The organism is Clostridium moutaii (genome assembly GCF_041205085.1).
Classification (GTDB): domain Bacteria; phylum Bacillota; class Clostridia; order Clostridiales; family Clostridiaceae; genus Clostridium_B; species Clostridium_B moutaii.
On sequence record NZ_JBGEWD010000001.1, the window covers coordinates 488,520 to 511,393 of the forward strand.

Annotated in this window: 15 protein-coding genes; 4 read left to right on the top strand and 11 right to left on the bottom strand. The window is 32.8% G+C overall.

The window, feature by feature from the left end; translation table 11 throughout:
- Window positions 1-59: 59 nt before the first annotated feature.
- The 9 genes from surE to AB8U03_RS02565 form a co-directional block, all read right to left on the bottom strand.
- Window positions 60-773, bottom strand: coding sequence for a 5'/3'-nucleotidase SurE (gene surE / locus AB8U03_RS02525; protein WP_369702948.1), 714 nt, complete (start codon window positions 771-773; stop codon window positions 60-62).
- Window positions 774-787: 14 nt separating this feature from the next.
- A complete protein-coding gene (gene addB / locus AB8U03_RS02530) occupies window positions 788-4,240 on the bottom strand; it encodes a helicase-exonuclease AddAB subunit AddB (RefSeq protein ID WP_369702949.1) in 3,453 nt (1,150 codons plus the stop codon).
- A 150-nt stretch (window positions 4,241-4,390) separates the two neighbouring features.
- Window positions 4,391-5,329, bottom strand: coding sequence for an SPFH domain-containing protein (locus AB8U03_RS02535; RefSeq protein WP_369702950.1), 939 nt, complete (start codon window positions 5,327-5,329; stop codon window positions 4,391-4,393).
- A 48-nt stretch (window positions 5,330-5,377) separates the two neighbouring features.
- A complete protein-coding gene (locus AB8U03_RS02540; protein ID WP_369702951.1) occupies window positions 5,378-5,800 on the bottom strand; it encodes an NfeD family protein in 423 nt (140 codons plus the stop codon).
- Between the two features lie 143 nt (window positions 5,801-5,943).
- A complete protein-coding gene (locus tag AB8U03_RS02545) occupies window positions 5,944-7,866 on the bottom strand; it encodes an NAD(+) synthase (RefSeq protein ID WP_369702952.1) in 1,923 nt (640 codons plus the stop codon).
- A 263-nt stretch (window positions 7,867-8,129) separates the two neighbouring features.
- Entirely contained in the window at window positions 8,130-9,395 is a 1,266-nt protein-coding gene (locus tag AB8U03_RS02550; RefSeq protein WP_369702953.1) for a Ger(x)C family spore germination protein, read from the bottom strand.
- Window positions 9,379-10,485, bottom strand: a complete 1,107-nt coding sequence (locus tag AB8U03_RS02555) for a GerAB/ArcD/ProY family transporter (protein WP_369702954.1) — start codon at window positions 10,483-10,485, stop codon at window positions 9,379-9,381. The genes AB8U03_RS02550 and AB8U03_RS02555 overlap by 17 nt, the downstream gene beginning before the upstream one ends.
- Window positions 10,486-10,500: 15 nt before the next feature.
- The gene (locus tag AB8U03_RS02560; RefSeq protein WP_369702955.1) at window positions 10,501-12,237 is read right to left on the bottom strand and encodes a spore germination protein; all 1,737 of its coding nucleotides are present in this window, start codon (window positions 12,235-12,237) and stop codon (window positions 10,501-10,503) included.
- A gap of 103 nt (window positions 12,238-12,340) precedes the next feature.
- The gene (locus AB8U03_RS02565; RefSeq protein ID WP_369702956.1) at window positions 12,341-13,453 is read right to left on the bottom strand and encodes an endospore germination permease; all 1,113 of its coding nucleotides are present in this window, start codon (window positions 13,451-13,453) and stop codon (window positions 12,341-12,343) included.
- A gap of 35 nt (window positions 13,454-13,488) precedes the next feature.
- Between AB8U03_RS02565 and AB8U03_RS02570 the strand changes: the two genes are divergently transcribed.
- The 3 genes from AB8U03_RS02570 to AB8U03_RS02580 all read left to right on the top strand — a co-directional run bounded on the left by AB8U03_RS02570 (window position 13,489) and on the right by AB8U03_RS02580 (window position 16,979).
- Window positions 13,489-14,937, top strand: a complete 1,449-nt coding sequence (locus AB8U03_RS02570; protein WP_369702957.1) for a spore germination protein — start codon at window positions 13,489-13,491, stop codon at window positions 14,935-14,937.
- On the top strand, window positions 14,934-16,046 hold the full coding sequence (locus AB8U03_RS02575; protein ID WP_369702958.1) for a Ger(x)C family spore germination protein: 1,113 nt from the start codon (window positions 14,934-14,936) through the stop codon (window positions 16,044-16,046). The genes AB8U03_RS02570 and AB8U03_RS02575 overlap by 4 nt, the downstream gene beginning before the upstream one ends.
- A 75-nt stretch (window positions 16,047-16,121) precedes the next feature.
- Window positions 16,122-16,979, top strand: coding sequence for a CvfB family protein (locus AB8U03_RS02580; RefSeq protein ID WP_369702959.1), 858 nt, complete (start codon window positions 16,122-16,124; stop codon window positions 16,977-16,979).
- 95 nt (window positions 16,980-17,074) lie between these two features.
- Here the strand turns inward: AB8U03_RS02580 and AB8U03_RS02585 are convergent, their stop codons facing one another.
- Entirely contained in the window at window positions 17,075-18,268 is a 1,194-nt protein-coding gene (locus AB8U03_RS02585) for a hypothetical protein (protein ID WP_369702960.1), read from the bottom strand.
- 484 nt (window positions 18,269-18,752) lie between these two features.
- On the opposite strand from AB8U03_RS02585, the gene AB8U03_RS02590 reads away from it, so the two are divergent.
- Window positions 18,753-20,123 carry a sigma-54 interaction domain-containing protein gene (locus AB8U03_RS02590; protein WP_369702961.1) on the top strand — a complete coding sequence of 457 codons (1,371 nt, stop codon included), beginning with the start codon at window positions 18,753-18,755 and terminating at the stop codon, window positions 20,121-20,123.
- 4 nt (window positions 20,124-20,127) lie between these two features.
- On the opposite strand, the gene AB8U03_RS02595 is transcribed toward AB8U03_RS02590, so the two are convergent.
- Window positions 20,128-22,749, bottom strand: a complete 2,622-nt coding sequence (locus tag AB8U03_RS02595; RefSeq protein ID WP_369702962.1) for a calcium-translocating P-type ATPase, PMCA-type — start codon at window positions 22,747-22,749, stop codon at window positions 20,128-20,130.
- Between the last annotated feature and the right edge of the window lie 125 nt (window positions 22,750-22,874).

Consider the following 22,874-nt stretch of genomic DNA (forward strand, 5'->3'; position numbering starts at 1 on the left):
TTTATTGATGTAATTATACAACATGTATTTTATTATGTCAATTACCCGAAAACTATTTTTTAGAAATTTTCAGAAAATAGGCTGGTCACTTGTTCTATTATATGATAGTTTGTCAAATCATAATGCAGCGGAGTCAAGGTGACATAACCTTCTTTTACATAATATACATCCGTATGCCTGTAACTGTCTGTCATCCCTGAACATTCTCTATCATATTTAAACCCCATATTGCAGACCTTTATACCCTTTATCTTTTCTATAGGTAAAAGAGGAACATTTAGATTTAAAACAACATCATTTTTTTTATATTTATCTTTAATTATGGAAAATACTTTCAGCGCATATTTTGCCGCTATATTATAATCATAATTATCACCTTTAGTATCCAAAGATACAGCCATAGAAGGGACTTTACATATGGATGCTTCAATAGCTGCTGAAACCGTTCCAGAGTACAATACATCTATTCCCAAATTGTATCCGTTATTTATTCCCGAAATTACCATATCTATTTTTTTATCTTTAAATTTATTCAGCCCCACTCTTACACAATCTGCCGGAGTGCCATTTATCCTATATGCTTTTGAATAAATTTCTGGAATTTTTACTTCCTCAGCAGTTAAATCTCCCCTAGTAGTTATTGAATGTCCGCTGCCGCTTCTTTGCATATTTGGTGCAGCAATTATAACTTCATTGTCTTTTTCAAAATACTTGACTAAGGTGTGCAAGCCCTCTGCATTTATCCCATCGTCATTAGTGAGTAATAATCTCATATTTCATCCTCCTATCATTTATGAACCTCATTTTCAATATCTCTCCATACTTCTTCATCACTTTTATCTCTGACTATTTTATACCTGTTGCCCCTTATGGATGTATCAAACTGACATATTGCTGAATATATACAGTAACTGCATGCACTTCTATTTTTATTTTTATATGGGGTAACTTCTATGTTTCCCTCCAACATCTTTTCGCATAGATTTTCTATGGTGTCCCTCACATATTTTCTAAGAAGTTGAAACTGTTCTACAGTTGCCAAAGATGATTTTGACTTTGAAAGACTGCCGTCTTTTTTTACAGAGGCAGGTATAATATCTGAAGATTTCTCCATGTCTCTATCCATCTTTTTAACTAAATCCGGATCGTTAAGCAAAAGTCCATTCATCTTTAAACTTTTAGTTATCCTCTCCTCTATCTTATCATCCGGTATATCTCCTGATGATTTTATTATAGGATCATCCAGTTTAAAATATAATATACCTGCTGGGATAGCATCTACATTCATTTTTTCATCCAATTCTGTAAGTATTGCATCCAAATATATTAAAAGCTGCATTTGAAAGCCGTAATATATATCTGAAAGTTTAAATTCCTTAGTACCAGACTTGTAATCTATTATTCTAAGATATGTGACGCTGTTCTCTTCCATTGCATCTACTCTGTCAGCTCTTCCCACAAGACTAACTTCTTCACCGGAATGAAGTTTTATTGAAATAGGTGGTAAATCACCTTTATCTCCAAAAGACAGTTCATACGCCTTGGGTTGAAATTCCCCTCTTTTCATGTGTTCTGTTATGAGCCATAGGGATCTTACAAGAGTTTTTTTTATACTGTCCGTAAGATGTCTGTATCTTTTAGAACTGTTTAATATGGAACCTGGCATATTATTCAAAGTTTTACTGACTATATAATTTACATTTTCTTCACACCATTTTTTATCTATGTCTCTCCATGTCAAGTTTTTTTCTTTTAAATCCACAGAAAATTTTTGAAGTATGCTGTGCATAAAACTTCCTAAATCAGGCGGACTCAAATTATACATTTTCCTGTCCTTGGCCCCAAGTCCGTATTGTATAAAATATGCAAAAGGGCACTGGGCAAATTTCTCCAACCTTGAAACACTCACCTTTAAATGGCTTCCATAAAGTTTCCTCACCTTATTGGTATCTAAAATTTCCACTTCATTATTATAGGAAAAACCATTCAGAACAGTTTTTAACCTTGTGTTCCATTGATCATTTTTCCTATACCATCTGTAGACATCTAACCAGAGAGGATTTATACAATCATTGTATCCTATATTTTTTCTTATATTTAAAATCAATTCATTAAAAGTGGATTTGGGCGTATTTACAGCTTCTATATCCTCTTTATCTCCTGCTGCATCCAATACATTGCTTTCTTCCTCCAGCTCAGGAAATAACTTTTTTATCATAGAAATAACAATAGACGGCCTTTTGGTCTTTCCCTCTCCATCGCTCATGGAATAGCTCAACTTCAAATATTTATCCACTGTAGTCAGTGTACTATATACCAGGAATTGTTCCTGTAAAGCTCTACTTCTGGTATTTTCCTTCAGCTCTAATCCTTTTTCCCTAAGAACATCTCTGTCATCATCTGTAAAAACTCCTTCTTCAAGTACAGCCGCAGGGAAAATACCATCATTAACTCCTACAATATAAAGCACCCTTATGTCATGACTTCTGAGCCTAGTTACACTGCTCACTAAAACCTGATCTAGTGAAGGTGGAATCACTCCTATTTCGTATTGAGAAAAACTATTTGTCAACATTTCATTAAAAGTTTCCATTCCAAAGGCTTCATCTCCTCTTGAATCCACAATCTGATCCAATACATCCACCACTATATCCCATATCTGGCCATATTCATTTGCCTTATCCAATTTGGAATCATCTTTGAAATCTTCTATAATCTGTTTTATCTTTTCAGGAATTTGCAGCTCACATAAAAAATTATATAATCCCTCACATATTTGTACTCCCTTTTTCTTTCCTTTTATAGCAGTTGAAAGTTTGAGGATAGGCTCTCTCACCTTATCTCTTATAGAATTTATCTCATTTAAATACTCTGCCTCTTCCTCTGATATTTCTTCCTGGGAAGTATCATAATTCATTCTAAAATTCCAGGGTTCAGCCTGAATCCATCCTTTTCCCCTTATTCCATTTGCAAGTACATAGTTTTCCAGCATATTTATTTCATCAAATTTCAAATTCAAAATTCCTGTTTTTAAATATCTGAATACAGATTCATAAGACCAGTTTTTAGATAATATTTCCACAGCAGAAACTATCAAAATTATAATTGGATTATTGTCGATTTCTCTTTTTTTATCTATGAAATAAGGTATATCATACTCATTAAATACTGCTTTTATCAAACTTTCATATCCATCTAAATCCCCTGTTACAACTGCAATATCTTTAAATCTAAGACCTTTGTCTCTACATGTTTTTACTATTTCCCTGGCAGTATGCTCTATTTCAGTATACTTGTTTAGAGCCTTGTATATTCCTATATTTTTAACTGGCCTTTCATATACTTTATAAGGATATGAAAATAAATAACGTTGAAGATGTTGAAGTTCAGCACTGTCCTTAAATCTATGACATGGACTGCATTGTAAAATAACAGGCTTATCATAAACTATATTGCTGTCTTTAGCTATTTCCAAAAGTTTTTTTTCTGTAGTCCTGGTAGGCAAAAACAAATCCATACTTTCAACAGATGAACTCTTTCCTCCTCCGTCCATACATAATGTTACGTTCATTCTAGATGCCTTATACATAATTTTTTTTAAAATTTCATATTCCTGAGGAGTAAAACTGAAAAATTCATCCACCCATATTTCTGCATTGTCAAACATTCTGGATTTATCCAGATTTTCACTGAGTATATTCAGAGTATCCTCTAAATCCAGATATTTCTCATGAAGTATATTTTCAAATTTCGAAAAAATTATTGTAATATCCTCCAATTTATTTTTTAAATTGATACTTTCTATTCTATCCGCACTGTCTTTTAAAAGAAGAGGAGAGATATTATATTTTTTTAATTCAGTTATGGAATCCGATATGAAATTTATAAATCCCTGCTTTTTAGCAGCTCTGCCAAATACTTTTAATTTATTTCTATTTTCCTCTATTATCTTATATAAAAGTACACTTTTACCTGCATCATTTATACTTTTTCTAGTTCCTCCTCCTACTTCGTCAAGTACCTTTTCTGCCATTCTTCTAAAACTCAATACCTGTGCCCTTGACATTCCCCTTTCCCCAATTGTCTTTATTAAATTTTTTTCTGCCTGAAAGGAGAATTGTTCAGGAACTAAAATTATAAGACTTCTATCATTTCCCTGCTTTATTTCATTTTTTACGTTGTTAAGACAGTAATGGCTTTTTCCGCTGCCTGCCCTTCCATATATAAATCTTATGCTCATAAAACTAACACCTGCCTACACTCAAACTTAATTTTCAACTTAAACAATTGAAAGATTTCCGATTTACATCGAAAATCTTCATTAATTGCCAATTGTGAACTGTGCACTGTGAATTGTTAATTGTGAACTGTCAATTGTGCATTGTTTAAACTATTTTCTTTGAAGCATATCGGCTATTGCTGCCATATTTCCCAGGGAAGATACTGCCTCATTGGGAAGTATAAGTTTATTTGCAGGATTTTTTGCCATTTCCTTTAAAGCCTCTACCTGCTTCAAGGCTATTACCTTTTCATCAGTACCGGAATCTATTATAGCCCTGTTCACCATTTCAATGGCTTTTGATTCTGCCGCTGCCACGGACTCTATGGCCTTTGCCTTACCTTCTGCTTCCAGCATCTGAGACTGTCTAAGGCCTTCTGCCCTTCTGATATTTGCTTCTTTTTCAGCTTCAGCCTGCAGTATCTTGGCTTGTTTTTCCCCTTCCGCCCTAGCTATATCACCTTGCTTCTGACCTTCTGCCTGAAGTATTACCGCTCTCTTGTCTCTTTCAGCCCTCATCTGTTTTTCCATAGCCTGTTGAATTTCAGCAGGCGGCATAATATTTTTGATTTCTACAGATAATAATTTTATTCCATATGCATCTGTTATATCATCCACCACTTTCAAAAGTTCCCCGTTTATTTTATCCCTTCCAGAAAGAACTTCATCTAAAGTCATGTTACCTACGATATTTCTCATATTGGTGATAGTTGAAAAAATTATACCAGCCCTGTAATCCTCTATATTGTATATTGCATCTTTAGGGCTCAATACTTTATAAAAAATAACGTTGTCTATAGAGATCTTTACATTATCCTGAGTTATAACGCTTTGAGGTTCAATATCCAGTATCTGCTGCTTGGTGGAAACCTTCCTTCGCACAAAATCAGCAAAGGGAATTATAAAATGCCACCCAGGTTCTAGAGCTCTGTGAAACTGCCCAAGTCTTTCCACAATAGTCACATATCCGGTATTTACAATTTTAATAGAAGATATTACAGCTGCTAAAATAACTATCAGGACAATCAAAACAAGAATTTTACCTATCATAATTACATCTCCAATCCATATAATATTAATTTTTAAACTATAATAAATTTACAACTTTTTTATAACCAGTTTATTTCCTTCCATGCCCACTATCTTTATTCTGTCACCTTTTCTAAGCACATATTCCGTATCTTTTATATTCCAATAAACTCCGTCAACCTTAACTCCATTATTTTCCAGCATTTCCTCATCTACCACAACTTCCTTGCCCACATAAGTTTTTTCTCTAAGCAGTGTAGGTTTTACAGATTCTTTTATACTCTTTTTCACTATGGGGTAGCATATAATCATGAGTATAACACTGACAGCTACAAATACTATAAATTGCACTAAAAGTGAATAATTCAGTATCTGTGCTATAATTGCCCCAATGGCTCCAATTGTAAACCATACGAATAAAAACGTACTAGTTGTTATATCAATCAATAGTGCTATTAATCCAATTGCAATCCATAAAATAAGATTAAACATATAATCCCCCCTTTTTATCATTCTATAATATAATGATACACTATATACACCTAATTAACAAAGTTCAAATATCGAAATTCAAAAATGGCTGATTTTCAGTTCCCATCTAAAATCTTCATTATCTGTTATTTGAACTCTGTTCTTTAATCTTCAATTATGGAATCAATCCATAATTGAAAGCTGGCATCTGATGGCATTCTCCAATCTCCCCTTGGAGATAGGCTCACTGTACCTACTTTAGGGCCGTCAGGGATTGCAGATCGCTTAAATTGCTGGGTAAAAAATCTTTTTATAAATACATTAAGCCATTTTTCAATGACGTCGCTGCCATACTCATCTTTAAATGTGTGTTTGGCTAAAAACAATATTTTTTGAGGAGAATAGTTTAATCTTACAAAATAATACAAAAAGAAGTCATGGAGTTCATAAGGTCCTACTATATCTTCCGTCTTCTGGGATATCTCCCCTTTTTTATCTTTAGGTAAAAGCTCCGGACTTACGGGAGTATTTAAAACATCCATTAAAATGTCAGATATGTTTTTTGAGACTTCTTTATCCGCTACATATCTTACTAAATATCTCACCAGGGTTTTAGGTATGGAACAATTCACTCCATACATGGACATATGATCTCCATTATATGTACACCATCCAAGTGCCAACTCCGACAGATCTCCTGTGCCGATTACAAGGCCCCCTTCTTTATTCGCTATGTCCATTATAATTTGAGTTCTCTCTCTTGCCTGAACATTTTCATAAGTTACATCATGTATATCCCTATCGTGGGAAATATCTTTAAAATGCTGAAGGCATGCATTTACTATATTGATTTCTCTAAATTCGGTTCCCAAATTCTTACATAAACTTACTGCGTTGTTGTAGGTTCTATCAGTGGTTCCAAATCCAGGCATAGTTACAGTTATTATATTTTTCCTTGGAATCTTCAGAATATCAAAAGTCTTAACAACAACCAGCATTGCCAGTGTAGAATCAAGTCCTCCTGATATGCCCACAACGGCTTTTTTCAAGTTAGTATGACTTATCCTTTTTCCAAGAGCAGCAGTTTGTATACTGAATATTTCCTTACACCTTGCTTCTCTTTCACTTTTATTATCAGGTACAAAGGGGTGTTTATGAACATTTCTGTCAAACTCACCATAATCCATATCTTCAAATTGGAACTCTATATTTACTGGTTTTTGGGAAAATGTCTTTACATTATCCCTAAAGCTTACATTTTTTAAACGTTGATTATTCAATTTATCCAAATCTATAATAGAAGTGATAATCTCATTTTCCCTTTTAAACCTCTCATTTGAATTTAATAAGGTGCCATTTTCAGAAATACACAGATCACCACTGAATACTAAATCCGTAGAGGATTCAAATACTCCTGAAGAAGCATATATATAAGAGCACATGCATCTGGCACTTTGAGAACATATCAAATTTCTTCTATAAGAAGACTTACTTACAATTTCATTGGAGGCAGATAAATTTCCTAAAATATTTGCACCCATGAGACTTAGATAACTGCTGGGAGGTATTACCGCCCACAAATCTTCACATATCTCAAAAGCAAATTTCATTATTCCGCAGGTAAATATCAGATTTACTCCAAAAGGTATATTTTCCTGGAAATAAAAATCAACTTTTTCATCTATAACATGCAGCCCTTCAGTAAACCATCTTTTTTCATAAAATTCTTCATAATTTGGAATATAGCTTTTAGGAACAATCCCTAAAATATTTCCCTTAAATATTATACATGCACAATTATAGAGACAGTTATTGTATACAATAGGTGCTCCCACTGCTATGAGCACATCTTTGTTTTTTGAGTAATCACATAATTTTTTCAAGGCCTCCACAGTTTTCTTCAACAGCAGCTGCTGTTCAAAAAGATCTCCACAAGTATACGAGGTTATAGAAAGTTCCGGAAATACTACAAGCTTTGATTTTTTCATCAAAGCTTTATCTATGCATATTTCTATATTCTTCAGATTAAACTCTATATCCCCTATATTTGTTAATGGACAAGCCGATGACACCCTTATAAAATCCATTATATTTTACCTCCTAAAAATTTCTCAATTATTTATAATATATATATATTATAAGTAATCTTAATCAAATTGAAAATCATTTTAAGAATTATTGGAGATTTAATAATTACTTATGAGCATTATAATGGTAACCAAAGTTGAAACTAAAGCCAAAAGCCAGACTCCAAAAGCTGCCAATCTATTATTTTCCCTCATCCATATTGAAATTCCATAGCTAAATGTATAATACCCTGAGCATAGTATAAGGAAACATAAAATATATTTCATTTTTTATCCTTTCCACTGGAGTCCCAGATATCTGACGTATAAAAACTTATTCCCATTCTCCTCACATTTACAGTTAAATTCACATTGATCTTTGCCTGGTCGTAATGACTTAACCAGTTATACTTCTCCCATTCCTGAATTGTTTTAAAATTACCGGCTACATAATATCCGAATCCAAAAATATCAGATTTATATTCCTTCTGAGTCTTTTCAATAGTGGCATTTATACCTTTTAACAGAAAGGTCCTTATTTGTTCATTTAAATCCTTTACCATATATAATTTTTCATAGTTGATTTTATTCTGAATGGAACCTATATCTGCTTCTACTCTTAAATTCACATCAATTATAGGTTTTCCATTTCTGAAATGTGCCTTTACCCTAGGATTTCTGGATAATTTAATATACGTTACAATGACAGTATCAGGCTTATACTTGTCATTAATGGTTATAGTAGCACCTTTGAATTTGCCTTTCACAAGAAGAAAATATCTGGTTTCATAGCTATCCAAAGCCCCTACCATTTTATCTCCATTAAACACAGCCGTACCGGAGAGTTCTCTTTTAGCTGACCCTTCTCTTGGAATTTCCCCGGGTAAATACCCTTTCCCTGTAATAGGAGGAGTGTTTTCATTATTGTCCTCATTTCTTATATTTTCATAACTATTTACACCACCATAGGCTGCAACAGGTTGTTCATAATTTGAAAGAATACCCTGATAAAAATTAAAAAGTTGCTCTTGAGTAGAATAGGAATTATGTCTAGATTGAGAAAAAAATAACTCCACCATCTTCGGCAGGCTCTCTCCTATAATGGATATATTTTCTTTAATGAAATCTTGGGATTTTCCTCTTACCACAGTGATTGCCATAGTACTTCTCACCTCCCTGTATCTTTGAATTCCTAAAATCTGCTGGCCTATGCCCTGTACTGCAATTTCTTCTGAAAATACAATAACTTTTAAATGCTTCAAGGTAACCTGTCTTGATATCTCCTGTCCGAACATTTCCATAGCTTCAATTATACTAGGAGCCTCAACAACAGCTATATTGGATTGTGTCTGTTGAGTACCACTTTGATTTCTGTTTCCTGCACCATATACAGGATATTGTATGGTGATTTTAAATTTATTATTATATCCTTGATCCACTCCCAACATTACAGGATAAACTTCATCGTCAATTTCCACTGCATCATAACAGCCTGTCAGTGCAGTAAGTAATATAAAAAGAATCAGGAACAAACTAATTTTTCTGTACATTTGAACTCTCACCTTTTTTCTTTAATAGGATGGATATGACTAATACAACAGTAGGTATAAAATAATTTATAACCAGACTGTATTGACGGATGAACAATAAATTTATTGACGTCAACTCCAATACATTTTGAGGGATAATTGCCACAATAAAAACTAAAAAGGAAAAAGGCATTAAAAGAGGCCTGTGATTTTTTATATTAAATATTTTACAATAAATGCTTATACATATATAAAATGCTATAGATGTGGTTATCATAGAAGGTATAATCCATGTCACCAGGAATATTGTCTCTACCCTTTGAATAAATCTGTTAAAATAAATTGTCTTTGACAATTCAAAAATGCCTGATATATTTTCTTTGGCAAAAGCATAATTAAAAGAAGCCAAATAAAACATAAAACAAATTGATAATATAACTCCAGATAATACTATACTTATAGTGCCTACTTTTTTTATTTCCTTTAGATTGGGCAGTGAGTCTATTACAACAAATAAAACAATAAATTCGCTATAAGAAGAACTTCTCAAAAATTCAAAATACAAAGTGTTAAGAATTCCATATCCAAGATAAGGCTTTAAATAATTAAAATTATATGCCTGATATGCCATTGAAAATACTAAAACAAGACCTAGTATAACAGGTAAAAAGCATATTCCGCACAATTGTCCAAGTCCTTTAAATCCAAAATAGGAAATTAAAATTGCCACTAATAAAATACTTCCCATTATGAAACTTGGAGGGGTTTTGGGCAGATTGTATATCTTAATCATATCCACAAATTCTCTTAAATTAGAGCCTGCATAAAAAACACAATATGTGCAGAATATCATTCCTAAAATTTTTCCAAAAAACTTTCCAACCACTTCATCAAATATCTGAATTAAATTCATTCCAGGAAATCTCTCCATAAGCATGCATATAATATAAAAAAATATTATGCTAATAGCGCAGGATCCAATGGTAGAATACCAGGCTGCAGTTCCAACTTTCTGCACTACCAATGCCGCACTGGAGTAAAATATTTTATTTATAATAACTAAAGTGACAAGGCATACAGCTTGAAATACTCCTATATTACCTTCATTCATAAACTTACCCCTACCTTAAATATGCTTATTTTTACTATTTTCTTCAACATTGGCGTCTTCATTAATCCAGCCTCTAGAAACTTCGGGCTGCCTTTTTGAATCCATGGTATTCAACTCATCAGGCCTGAAATCTTGTTTCCAAACAGGGTAGTTTACAACGGTGTCCTTGCTTTTCCTTGTCTTAGGAGGAAAATTGGAAAGAAAAGGAACTCCAAAGGATTTCAAATTGATAAGTATGGTAATATAACTGACTATTCCTATACATATACCCAAAAGTCCCAATACATAACCAAGTAAAATAAAGGACAATCTAATTATTCTAGTACCGTAAGTTAAACTGAAATCAGGTATGGAGTAATTTCCCAGCACTGTAAAGGAAATAACTATAATTAAGATAGGGCTTATTATACTTGCCTGTACAGCAGCCTGACCGATTATCAGTGCTCCAACTATTCCTATGGTATTTCCTAAAATACCCGGTATCCTTATACCGGCTTCCCTTATAAGTTCAAAAGAAATTTCCATAAATATAACTTCTACAATAGTGGGAAAAGGTACTTCTTCCCTGGATCTGGCAATGGAGATTAAAAGAGAGGAGGGAATCATCTCCTGATGATAATTTATAAGGGCCACATACACTCCCGGAAGCAATAAGGATATAATTATTCCAAATACCCTCACAGTTCTCAGTAAAAATCCAAATTGCCATTTTAAAATATAATCCTCTGAGGTATGAAATAAAGTGAAAAATGTAATTGGCAGAATGATAACATAAGGAGTTCCATTGCAAATTAGCGCCACCCTTCCTTCCATAATGTAGTAGCACGTCCTGTCACTTCTTTCCGTTGACAGCACAGTTGGAATCAAAGACCAGGTATTATCTGCAATATACTCTCCTAACATTCCTGTTCCGGATATAAAATCTGTTTTTATACTGTTAATTCTCCTCTTTACCTCCTGTACTATTGCAGGATTTGTTATACCCTCTATGTACATAATTGCACATTCGTTGTTATTGCTGTCCCCGACCCTTAATTTCTCTGTAATAAGATCCTTGTTTTTTACAAGTTTCCTTATAAGTCCTACATTAGTTGATAGATTTTCTGTAAAAGCTTCATAAGAACCTTTTACAGAGCCCTCCGTTTGGGGTGTATTCACTAATCTTTTTTCAAAACCCTTAGTACCATATGCCCCATAATAATTACACCCATCTATATACATTGCTGTATTTCCTGAAATTATTTGATATATAACATCTTTAAATTTATTCACAACTTTCATGTCATTGATTTCAACTACATTATTTAAAATGAAATTTATCTTTTCCTGTTTTTTACCTGTATTTAAATTGTTCTCCTCTTGATCTTTACTTTCATTTTCAATTTTATAATTTAAAAGAGGTCTTAATATAAAGTTATTTACAAGATTATTGTCCACAGCACCATTTAAATAAGCTATAAATGCATTGTATTTTCCTGCAATTTTAATTTTTCTTATTACAATATCTTTATTAACAGGATAGTGGAACTCCTGTTGAATAAATTTTATATTGGAATCAATATCCGCTTGAATTTTGTCTCCATTATTCTGCTTGGAACCATTTTTTATACTTAAGGAATCATAATTATAACCTGTATTTTCAGAATTTTTATTCACTTCAGGTATATAAAATTTCTGTACCTCTTTTTTATGTTTATAGGTAATCAGAGACGTTAAATTTTTAAATATATTGCCCATTATCACACCTGCCATATATAATCTATTTTTGCATTTGTCATATTATCTGCAATTTGTACTTTTTTATCCCATGGGTAACATTGCTAATATCCCTATATACTTCACTTATAATATCTGTTTAATTACTATTTACTTTTTTACCTGATCTCATATTGAATACTGTAAAAGTAACCAAAGGCAGCAAAAACAGTGCCACAACACATGCATACACATATATATCCAAAAATCTGAAAAGCGTAAATAAATTTTTTGCAATCATATAGGATGATACATAGACCACACCTGTAAATGCAATTAAAAATATATTGGGGTTTATGACTTTATCAAATTTAACCTCTCTAAGCATTAAAATAAGTGCAAAAAATGTAGTTATATATTTTGAAAACCAACCGGATATTACCTGAAATATTACATAAAATTCACCGCTTGCTATAAATCCAAAATATGATATGAGCTGGGTCTGCACCAGCTTAGGATAAACAATGGTATTGGCTCTCTCCACGTTGAAAGTGGCAAGTACCCCCACTATGGCAATAATTATCATTTGTGCTACAAATAAGTTACCAAGAAAAGAATATTTTCTAACGCCCTTTTTAATATCCAACTGGCTTAAATAAGGTAGTGCAATGACAATGGATGAATACATGCCTATGGATTTTACAATAGACAAAAAAAAGTTGGCATTTATTCCATGCTCAAATAACGGAAACAGCCTACCATAATCTTTAAACTTTGATGTTAACACAGCTAAATTAATTCCATTAAATATAGAGATCACTATACATATCATAATAACTGCCATTACGGAATACCTACCCTTTTTTACCGTATAAAACCCTGGCATTACTACAAACAACAGTATGTACCATACGGGACTCTCTATAAAAAAATTAGTATGTATTACATTTGACTCTACAGAAGCACTTTCTATCAAAGATAAAAAAACCCCCACCGCAAATATAATTAAAAATACATTTCCAAACAGATTTCCAAAAGCAGCAGTAAATATTTCATGTACACTGTAACAATTGTTTTTCACACATATATTTATCAGATAGTCAAAATACCACAGCATTATTATGCAGGTTATTATAACAGCAACCCAGCTGTCCCTGCCTGACATATTCATAAATATTTGAGGATAAGTTTTCAAGCTGGCTATTGACAGGGCAGATATTATGAAAAATATATGTTTAAAACTGAACTTGCCCATAAATAATCTCCATTTCACACTAAATTTTACATACAAATATTATCTGCTAAACCATGAATGTTATTCAAGAAAATACAGATAATATACTTGGTGATGAAAATATGAATGATTATTTAAATTATATAAATGATAAACTAAAAGGCAACTCGGATTTAAAACATCGTGAAATAAAATGTGCTAAGGGAACTATATCTTTGCTGTTCATAGATGATCTATGTGATTCAAAATTTATAAGCCAATATATAATAGCCCCTTTAATAAAAAGCAGTAATTTAATTAGGGATACAGAAATAATAAAAAACAGGGTTCTCTACAGCAATTCCTTAGGGGATATAACCTCCAAGGAGGATGCACTGCTGCATATTCTATCCGGTGATGTAATAATTCTATCTGACTTTTATGACAATGCTATATACTGTGAGGCTAAAGGATTCAGCAAAAGGCCAGTATCCTCCCCTTTAACTGAGACAGTGGTAAAAGGCCCTAGAGAAGGTTTTAATGAAGCTATAATGGATAATATAGCCCTTATAAGAAGAAGGATAAAAAGCCCCCAGTTAAAAATAGAATATAAAATTATGGGCAGGATTTCCAATACAACTGTGGCTCTTTTATATATACAGGATTTAGTTCCACAGAAAGTATTAAAATACATCAATGATAGATTGGAGAAAACTGATATAGACTTTCTTCTGGATACAAATTATATAGAAGAGCAATTAAAAGATTCCGGAACTCTTTTTGACACTATAGGTTACACTGAAAAGGCCGACACTGCAGCATCCAAAATATTACAGGGACGGGTAGCCATTCTGGTGGATGGAACTCCCTTTGCCTTAAGTGCCCCCTATTTTTTTATAGAAAATTTTCAGATGGCAGATGACTATTATTTAAATATGTATTACACGAGTATAGTCAGAATAGTCAGGCTCATTGCTTTTGTCATTTCAGTATTTTTGCCGGGATTATATATAGCCCTTACCACCTATCATTTTTCACTAATACCTCTTATATTTGTTTTTAGGCTTTCATCCTCCAGGGCAGACGTACCCATCCCCACTATACTGGAAGTTTATTTGATGTTGTTCTTTTTCCAGCTTTTAAGGGAAGCTGGAATACGCCTTCCTCAACCTATAGGGCAGTCCATGAGCATAGTAGGTGCCCTTATACTGGGTCAGGCAGCAGTAAGTGCTGGATTGAGTTCTCAAAGTACAGTAATAATAGTGGCTGTTTCCGCTATATCTTCTTTTTTGACGCCTAAATTATATGGTTCTATACTTATTTGGAATTTTATAATACTTCTTTTATGTTCTTTAATTGGCATGTTGGGATTCTTTATGGGTTTATTCATCTTGATATCAGATATAGCTTCTCTGAACAGCTGTGGTTATCCCTATATTACTCCTATATTAACTAAAGATAATTTAAAATACAGGGATATTTTCTACAGGGGAAAATTAACCAATATATCTAACAATACTTTCAATAAGGGTGATAAGAGATGAAAAGATTTCTTTGTTGTTTTCTAATAATATGCACATCTTTCCTCACCGGATGTTTTAATTACAATGACATAGATAAAGTTATATTTGCAACAGCCTGTATTGTGGATATAGACAGCCATGGTAATCCTATAATTTATGTAGAGGCCTTCAAACCTCAGAGATCTGTCACCGGTTCTTCCAGCAGTGACCAGCGAATTCTTTTTAGAAGCTCAAGGAAAACCATGTTTGAAACCATAAGGGATATAAACTTATCCTCCAACTATAAATTAAATTACACTCAGAATATGGGAATTATATTTACTGAAAAAGCAGCTGGACAGAATATGCAGGATTTTATAGATTTTTTTGAAAGGGATCAGGAATTTGTCCTCAGGGCCAATATAGCTGTTTTAAAAGGATGTCCTGACAATTTTATCAATGTAAAATTAAAGGGACAGGAATATGTGGGGGTTTTTGTTCATGACTTAATAGAAAACATACCTGCATCCTCCAGAGAGGTCATAACCAGTTTAAATGATTTTTTAAATGGAATGCATACCAAAAGCCGTACGTCTGTAATCCCCATGATACAGATAAAACATGATCAGCCGGAAGATAAAATAGAAATCGGCGATGGAGCCATAATTAGCAATTATAAAATGGTGGACACATTGAGAAGGGAAAATGGGCAGGGTTATAATTTTCTGCTGGACAATATAAGAACAGGTTCTCTGGAGGTAACCAACCCAAATGCTCCCTCTAAATTTGTGGGACTTGAAATAATAAAAAATAATACAAAAACAAAAATGTACTATAACGGTAAAAAATTAATAGTAAAAAAAATAATCAATACAAAAGTAAGCATATCCGAAACACAGAGTAAGAGCAATTTAAACAGCAGCTCAATAAAGGCAATACAGACAAATGCAGAAAGGAACATAAATTATGCCTGTAAGAATATATTTGAAGAATATAAGGGGAAAGGATTGGACATATTTCATTTAGTAGAAGATTTTCAGAGGAGGTACCCTAGAGAGGACTCAGACAATATACTGCAAAAAAGTGAACTTCAGCTGGATATACATGTTTCAGTAGAAGGCTCTTCCACTAAAACAAATTTTAGGGATTAATTCACTGGTATCATTGATAATAATGGTATATAATAGGCGTTGAAACAAAATTTAAAAAAATTAGGAGTGAAATAGGTGATATTATTAGGAAAATTTAATCTCTTAAAAATAGTTCGAAAAACAAAATTTGGATATTACTTGGACGCTAAAACAGGCATTACCATGGACGATATACTTCTTCCAAACAAAAATACCATGGGAAATCAACTTTCCATAGGAGATGAGGTCAATGCCTTTATATACAAAGATTCGGAAGACAGAATAATTGCTACTCTCAAATCACCACTGGCCACAGTTGGTGAAATTACATTGTTAAAAACAGTATCCAACGTCAGCTTTGGCTGCTTCATAGATATCGGTTTGGAAAGAGATGTCCTTGTTCCAATATCAGAGCAAAAATACAAACTGATTTTGGGAAAATACTATCTGTTTTACCTGTATTTAGATAAAACAAACAGAATAGCGGCAACTACGGATATAGACAAATATCTTATGGAACTGGAAAAAGAAAATGAAAAATATAGCCTAGGCACAGAAGTAAAGGGTACGGTCTATGGTTTTCAAACAAACAACAGCGCTATGGTAGCAGTAGACAATATGTATAAGGGTGTTATATTGAATAATGAGTATTTTACAAAACTGGAGATTGGTGATGAACTCAATTTAAGAATAAAAAGAGTTTATGATGATGGTAAATTAGGCCTTACGCCTAGAAAAACTCCAAAATATGAACGGTTGTCCATGGAAGATATCATACTTGAGTATTTGAAGTCTCATGATGGATTTATGCCTTATAATGATAAAAGCTCTCCTGAAGACATAAAAAACACTTTTCATGAAAGTAAAAATTACTTTAAAAATGCCCTAGGTGGGCTTATGAGGCGAAATCTGGTTTCCCAGGATAAGGATGGAACAAAACTCATAAAAAAATAGAAACTGTATGCAGTTCATTTAGAATTGCATACAGTTTTTTTCTTTAAAACTATGTCATTGTTCACATGACAGCGACCCACGGCTTAACAAATAATTTATAATAATTTCAAGAATATACCTGCTATAACTACCGACGCAATAGATACTGTTACAAAACCACCTACCAGCATCCTTGGAAGCAATATATCCACAAGATAATTTCTCTCTTCCACTGTGGTGCCTACGGATTTACAAACTTCTGTAGTTATAATATAATCTGCCGGAAAACCAAAAAGTGCTGTAAGTGCACAGGCAAAAGCCATTTCCTTTGAGAATCCAAGAGGCCTTCCCACAATCATTGACATTACGAACATACCTATGATTCCCAATATTATAAGTACGATTATTGGCCCTAACATTCTTAGAAGCTGTATTGGTGTAACACTGGATAGTTGTGAAAATACATATGCCAAAAGTCCAACTATAAGCCAGTTAAAGACACCTGCTTTAACAAGAGATTGTTCTTCCAAAAATCCCAATTCACAAAAAACAACTCCAAGCACAAGACATATTACATACTGGTTCACAGCTCCACCAGTTAAATTAGACAACCACCCTGCAATCATTGATACAAAAATTACTTTTAAAAGTATCATAGGAGCAGTTTGATAAGCCTTTGGAAGTGCCGGTATAAGTTTTTTTCTTCCACCTTCTTCAGCTTGGAACATACTTCCTTCCTTTAACACCTTAGGATCAGGACCATTTTTTCTAAAATCTTTTATAACTCTTTTTCCTTCTTTCTTTAAGCACCATGAAGTAATAGGATACCCAAAGAAACTATGAGTTATAAACATTGCTATAGGAAGTACCGCAAGTGTAGTAATACCTTGAGCTTTTAACCCTTCCGACATAAGCAGTGCTGCCACTATTCCACCTGTAAGCGGTGGTGTTGCAGCTACAACTGTGTGCCAGTCAAACAATAATAATCCTATGGTCATAGTTAAGGCCATGATTCCACATACTCCACAGATTGCAACTACTACTGCCTTCCACTGATCTATTAATTTTCTCAGACTCATAAGAGTACCTAAATGTACAAGAAGCAGCCCCATTGCAATTTGTATAAATTCTTTACCAAAAGATGCCTGTGAAACTACGTCTTTTGGCACAAATGTCCAGAATCCTATTAAAAATAAAACAGCAGAAATAAATACTGAAGGAACATAAGCCTTCGTCTTTTGTGATACAATTTCCCCTATTAGTAAAAACAACATTACTAGTAGGAAACACTCCACAGATGTAAATTTCATTAAACTTCACCCCTTTTTAAATTACGAAAAAATCATTTCAGTAATCTTATTGTAAGAGCATTTATCATGCCAAGAAGTTTAATAAAATTTATTATAAAATTTATTATTCATATAAATAAGATATTGAATAGTAAATTTCATATATATTTTTTATCAAGCATTTTTATTTAATAAAATCACTACAATAATTCTCATTTGTCAAACATATTTTCTTCACAAAACCATTACATTAAATTTCAATTTTCAATCTTTTAATTTTTTTACTGTACAATAATAAAATATAGCTATTACATATTCATATATAATAGTTCTTGAATTTTAATAAGTCAAAAGCTTATATCAATAATATCTTTTCCCTGTTATTATTTTTTTTTAGATTGCAACTAAATGCATCAATATGTTACAATTTAAATGTAACATATTGATCCATTTAGTAATTATGATGTAGTATTTATTTTATACTTAAGAAAGGTGATATTAAAACATGAATGATAAAATCTCAAAATCAGAATTGGAACAGTATATATGCAGCGTAAATAACATGATATTTCATAATATTTCACTTCCCACTGTATTTGTAGATGTTAAGTGCAATATTTTAAATATAAATCCTGCTTTTGCAAAATATTTTGAAGTTGTATTTAAAGATTTGGAAGGCTGCTGTCTGGAAAACGTCATTCCCAATTCCAAACTTCCAGATGTAATTAAAACAAGAACTCCTGAAATAGAAAAAATATATAAATCCGATGATAAAGAAAATATTATTATTCACAGCATACCTCTTTTTTACAGAGACGAATTAGTAGGTGGTATGAGTTTATTGACATCTGAATCACTTGAAAATGCAGGTACATTCAATAAATTTGCCAATTCAAATACATCATTTCGTTCAAAATATACTTTTAATGACATCTTAGTAAATTCTGATGCAGGAAAACTATGCAAAAAAAGAGCGGAAAAATTTGCAGATACAAATTTCACTGTACTTATAACCGGAGAAAGTGGCGTTGGTAAGGAAATGTTCGCCCATGCCATTCATAACAAAAGCAAAAGACGACTTAAACCATTCGTAAAAGTAAATTGTGCCGCAATACCAGAAAATCTTGCAGAATCTGAATTATTCGGATATAATAGCGGCTCTTTTACTGGAGCTTCTAAAGAAGGCAGATGTGGAAAATTTGAACTGGCAAATGGCGGAACTATATTTTTGGATGAAATAGGAGATATTCCACTTTGCCTTCAGGCAAAGTTGCTTAGAGTTTTACAGGAAAATGAGATAGAACGTATAGGCAGCAATAAAATATTAACTATAGATGTAAGGGTGATAGCTGCAACCAACTGTAATTTAAAAGAAAAAGTGCTCCAAGGCACTTTTAGGGAAGATCTGTTTTACAGACTGAATTTTTTAAATCTTGAAATTCCTCCTCTTAGAACCAGGAAGGGAGATATAGCTGTTTTAGTAAAGTCTATACAAAATAATTTCTATAAAAAATATAATATAAAGAGGTTTTTTCCCGATGATATACTAAAGGCTTTATACTCCTATGATTGGCCGGGAAACATAAGGGAATTGACAAATATATTGGGGAGAATAATGGTAACTTCTAAAAACGAAATTATAACTATGGATGATTTACCTGATTTTATATTAAAAAACTGTCATCCAAATGATCCCAATAAAAATGTACATGATAAACTTTTAAAAGATTCCATATATAAAACTGAAAGTAAATTAATAATGGATACATTGATAAAAAATAATTTTAACAAATCAAAGACAGCAAGAACTTTAGGAATTCCAAGAATGACCCTTTATAGAAAACTAAAAAAATTATTTCCCGGTGAAAACAACTGATATTTTATTTTTTCTCCAGCTTTCTATAAATAAGTTTTCCAAGCTCATTTAAAATGAAAGGTATTATAGATAATAGGAATACAAATAACCAGTCATTTAATGTAAGTCTAAATGCTTTAAATACAGATGCCAGAAATGGTATCATAATTACCATATTTACCATAACTATCCCAAGGACTATTGCTCCGACTAAATATTTATTAGTAAATATCCCAATTTCAAATATGGACTTTTCACTATGCCTGATACTTAAAGTATAAAACAATTGAGATACGCTGAGCACTACAAATGCCATAGTCTGTGCATGCATCAGTGAATTTGGATATATCGTATTTCCTATATAAAAAGCAGCCAGAGTAATTACTCCTATCAAAATACCGTTGCCTATTAAGAATACTCCACTTTTTCCTGAAAATAATCCTTTTTTTGCATCACGTGGCTTTTCTTTCATTATATCCGGATCATCAGGCTCCACACCAAGTGCCAGTGCCGGGAGACTATCCGTTATTAAATTTACCCACAGAAGATGAATTGGTCTCAATACTGCCGGCCAGCCAAGCACTATGCCAATAAATAGAGCTATTATTTCTCCTATATTACAGGAAAGGAGAAATACTATGGACTTTCTTATATTATTATATATATTTCTTCCCTCTTTTACTGCTTCTACAATGGTTGAAAAATTGTCATCGGTCAATATCATATCTGAAGCACCTTTAGCTACATCAGTTCCTGTAATTCCCATAGCCACACCTATGTCTGCAGCCTTTAGAGAAGGTGCATCATTTACACCATCTCCAGTCATAGAAACTATATTTCCCCTTTTTTTCAATGCCCTTACTATATTTACCTTATGCTCAGGGGATACTCTGGCAAAAACTCTTAAATTATCAATTTTATCTTCTATTTCACTTCCAGATAATTTATTGAATTCATATCCCGACACAACTTGAGATGAATCTTCTGCTATACCAAGCTCTTTTGCTATAGCAAAAGCTGTATTTTTATGATCTCCGGTAATCATAACTGTTCTTATACCGGATTTTCTGCACTCTTCTATGGACTTCTCCACATTTTCCCTTGGTGGATCTATCATCCCCACCAGACCCACAAACGTCAAATCACTTTCCATGGAATCAATTTCAATTTCAGTTGAATCCACTACTCTAAAAGCTGTGCCCAGTACCCTAAGAGCATCATTTGACATTGAATCAGATGCAGCAGTAACTTTTGACTTTAATTCCTCTGTAAAAGGAACCATATTGCCATTTGCATATATGGACTTACAAATTTTAATTAAATTATCCACAGCCCCTTTTGTAATTATATTATATTTATCTCCAAATTTATTTAAAGTGGTCATAAGCTTTCTATCTGAATCAAAAGGTATTTCATCAACTCTGGAATGTAATTCATTTTCATTATCTTTGTATATATTAAATTTAACTCCTAATTCGAGTAGTGCAATTTCTGTTGGATCTCCAGTTCGAGAATCTTCAGAATAGGTGGCATCACTGCAGAGAACCATATCCTTTACAAGGGCAGAATGTACCCTGTTATTCATATCCAAATATGAGATGTCATTTAAAACACCATCCGCATAAAACCTTGTAACTGTCATCTTATTTTGAGTTAAAGTTCCCGTCTTGTCAGAACATATTATATTTACGGAACCCAATGTCTCTATGGCAGGCAGTTTCCTTATTATAGCATTCTTTTTTATCATTCTCTGGACTCCCACTGCAAGCACTATAGTGACCATGGCCGGAAGACCTTCTGGAATAGCAGCCACAGCTAAACTTATAGCTGTTAAAAACATTTCAAATAAATCTCTTTTTTGAATTACTGCAACAACAAACATAAGAAGACATATTATAAGAACTACAAATCCCAACATCTTACCAAGCTGTGCCAGCTTTATCTGAAGAGGTGTTGAATTTTTTTTATTTTCCTCAAGCATTTTGGCTATTTTCCCTATTTCAGTATCCATGCCAACAGCTACGGCAACACCTACGCCCCTTCCATAGGTAACCATGGTAGACATGAATGCCATATTTCGTTGATCTCCAAGAGCTATGTTTTCACTTTTCAGTATATTCTCCGCATATTTTTGTGACGGTACGGACTCCCCAGTCAGAGCTGATTCCTCTATTTTTAAATTTGCAGTCTCAATTAATCTTAAATCACAGGGTATATATTTACCTGCTTCCAAAATTACTATATCTCCTACTACTACATCCTCAGAAGATATTTCCATAATTTGTCCATTCCTTTTAACCAGTGCTTTCGGGAAAGAAAGCTTTTTTAAAGCTTCCAATGCCTTTTCAGCCTTTGATTCCTGAATTAGCCCTATTATTGCATTTAATACAACTATAATCACTATAATAACCGCATCACTTATTTCCTTAAGTAAGGCGGAAATTACAGCTGCTCCCAATAATATATATATCAATACGTCATTTATCTGTTCAAATAGGAGTTTTAAAATTGACTGCTCCTTTTTTTCAGCTAATTTATTTGGTCCATATTTCTCCCTTCTGATTAAAGCTTCTTCAGAACTTAACCCATTTACAACATCTGTATTAAACTCTTTTATTATCTCCTGGCTGCTTTTTTCAAACCACATAAAATCACCTACCTATGTTTTATTTTTTGAAAATACTATAATCTTATACATATTAAATAATTTATTATCACTGTTGCATAACAATTTTCGCAATATTTTATAATTTATCCTATAAATGCCATTGC

Excerpts from the sequence above, each read along its gene's own strand:
- surE (WP_369702948.1), bottom strand. The coding sequence starts at position 773 with ATGAGATTATTACTCACTAATGACGATGGGATAAATGCAGAGGGCTTG.
- addB (WP_369702949.1), bottom strand. The coding sequence starts at position 4,240 with ATGAGCATAAGATTTATATATGGAAGGGCAGGCAGCGGAAAAAGCCAT.
- AB8U03_RS02535 (WP_369702950.1), bottom strand. The coding sequence starts at position 5,329 with ATGATAGGTAAAATTCTTGTTTTGATTGTCCTGATAGTTATTTTAGCA.
- AB8U03_RS02540 (WP_369702951.1), bottom strand. The coding sequence starts at position 5,800 with ATGTTTAATCTTATTTTATGGATTGCAATTGGATTAATAGCACTATTG.
- AB8U03_RS02545 (WP_369702952.1), bottom strand. The coding sequence starts at position 7,866 with ATGGATTTTATAAGGGTGTCATCGGCTTGTCCATTAACAAATATAGGG.
- AB8U03_RS02550 (WP_369702953.1), bottom strand. The coding sequence starts at position 9,395 with ATGTACAGAAAAATTAGTTTGTTCCTGATTCTTTTTATATTACTTACT.
- AB8U03_RS02555 (WP_369702954.1), bottom strand. The coding sequence starts at position 10,485 with ATGAATGAAGGTAATATAGGAGTATTTCAAGCTGTATGCCTTGTCACT.
- AB8U03_RS02560 (WP_369702955.1), bottom strand. The coding sequence starts at position 12,237 with ATGGCAGGTGTGATAATGGGCAATATATTTAAAAATTTAACGTCTCTG.
- AB8U03_RS02570 (WP_369702957.1), top strand. The coding sequence starts at position 13,489 with ATGAATGTTATTCAAGAAAATACAGATAATATACTTGGTGATGAAAAT.
- AB8U03_RS02575 (WP_369702958.1), top strand. The coding sequence starts at position 14,934 with ATGAAAAGATTTCTTTGTTGTTTTCTAATAATATGCACATCTTTCCTC.
- AB8U03_RS02585 (WP_369702960.1), bottom strand. The coding sequence starts at position 18,268 with ATGAAATTTACATCTGTGGAGTGTTTCCTACTAGTAATGTTGTTTTTA.
- AB8U03_RS02590 (WP_369702961.1), top strand. The coding sequence starts at position 18,753 with ATGAATGATAAAATCTCAAAATCAGAATTGGAACAGTATATATGCAGC.
- AB8U03_RS02595 (WP_369702962.1), bottom strand. The coding sequence starts at position 22,749 with ATGTGGTTTGAAAAAAGCAGCCAGGAGATAATAAAAGAGTTTAATACA.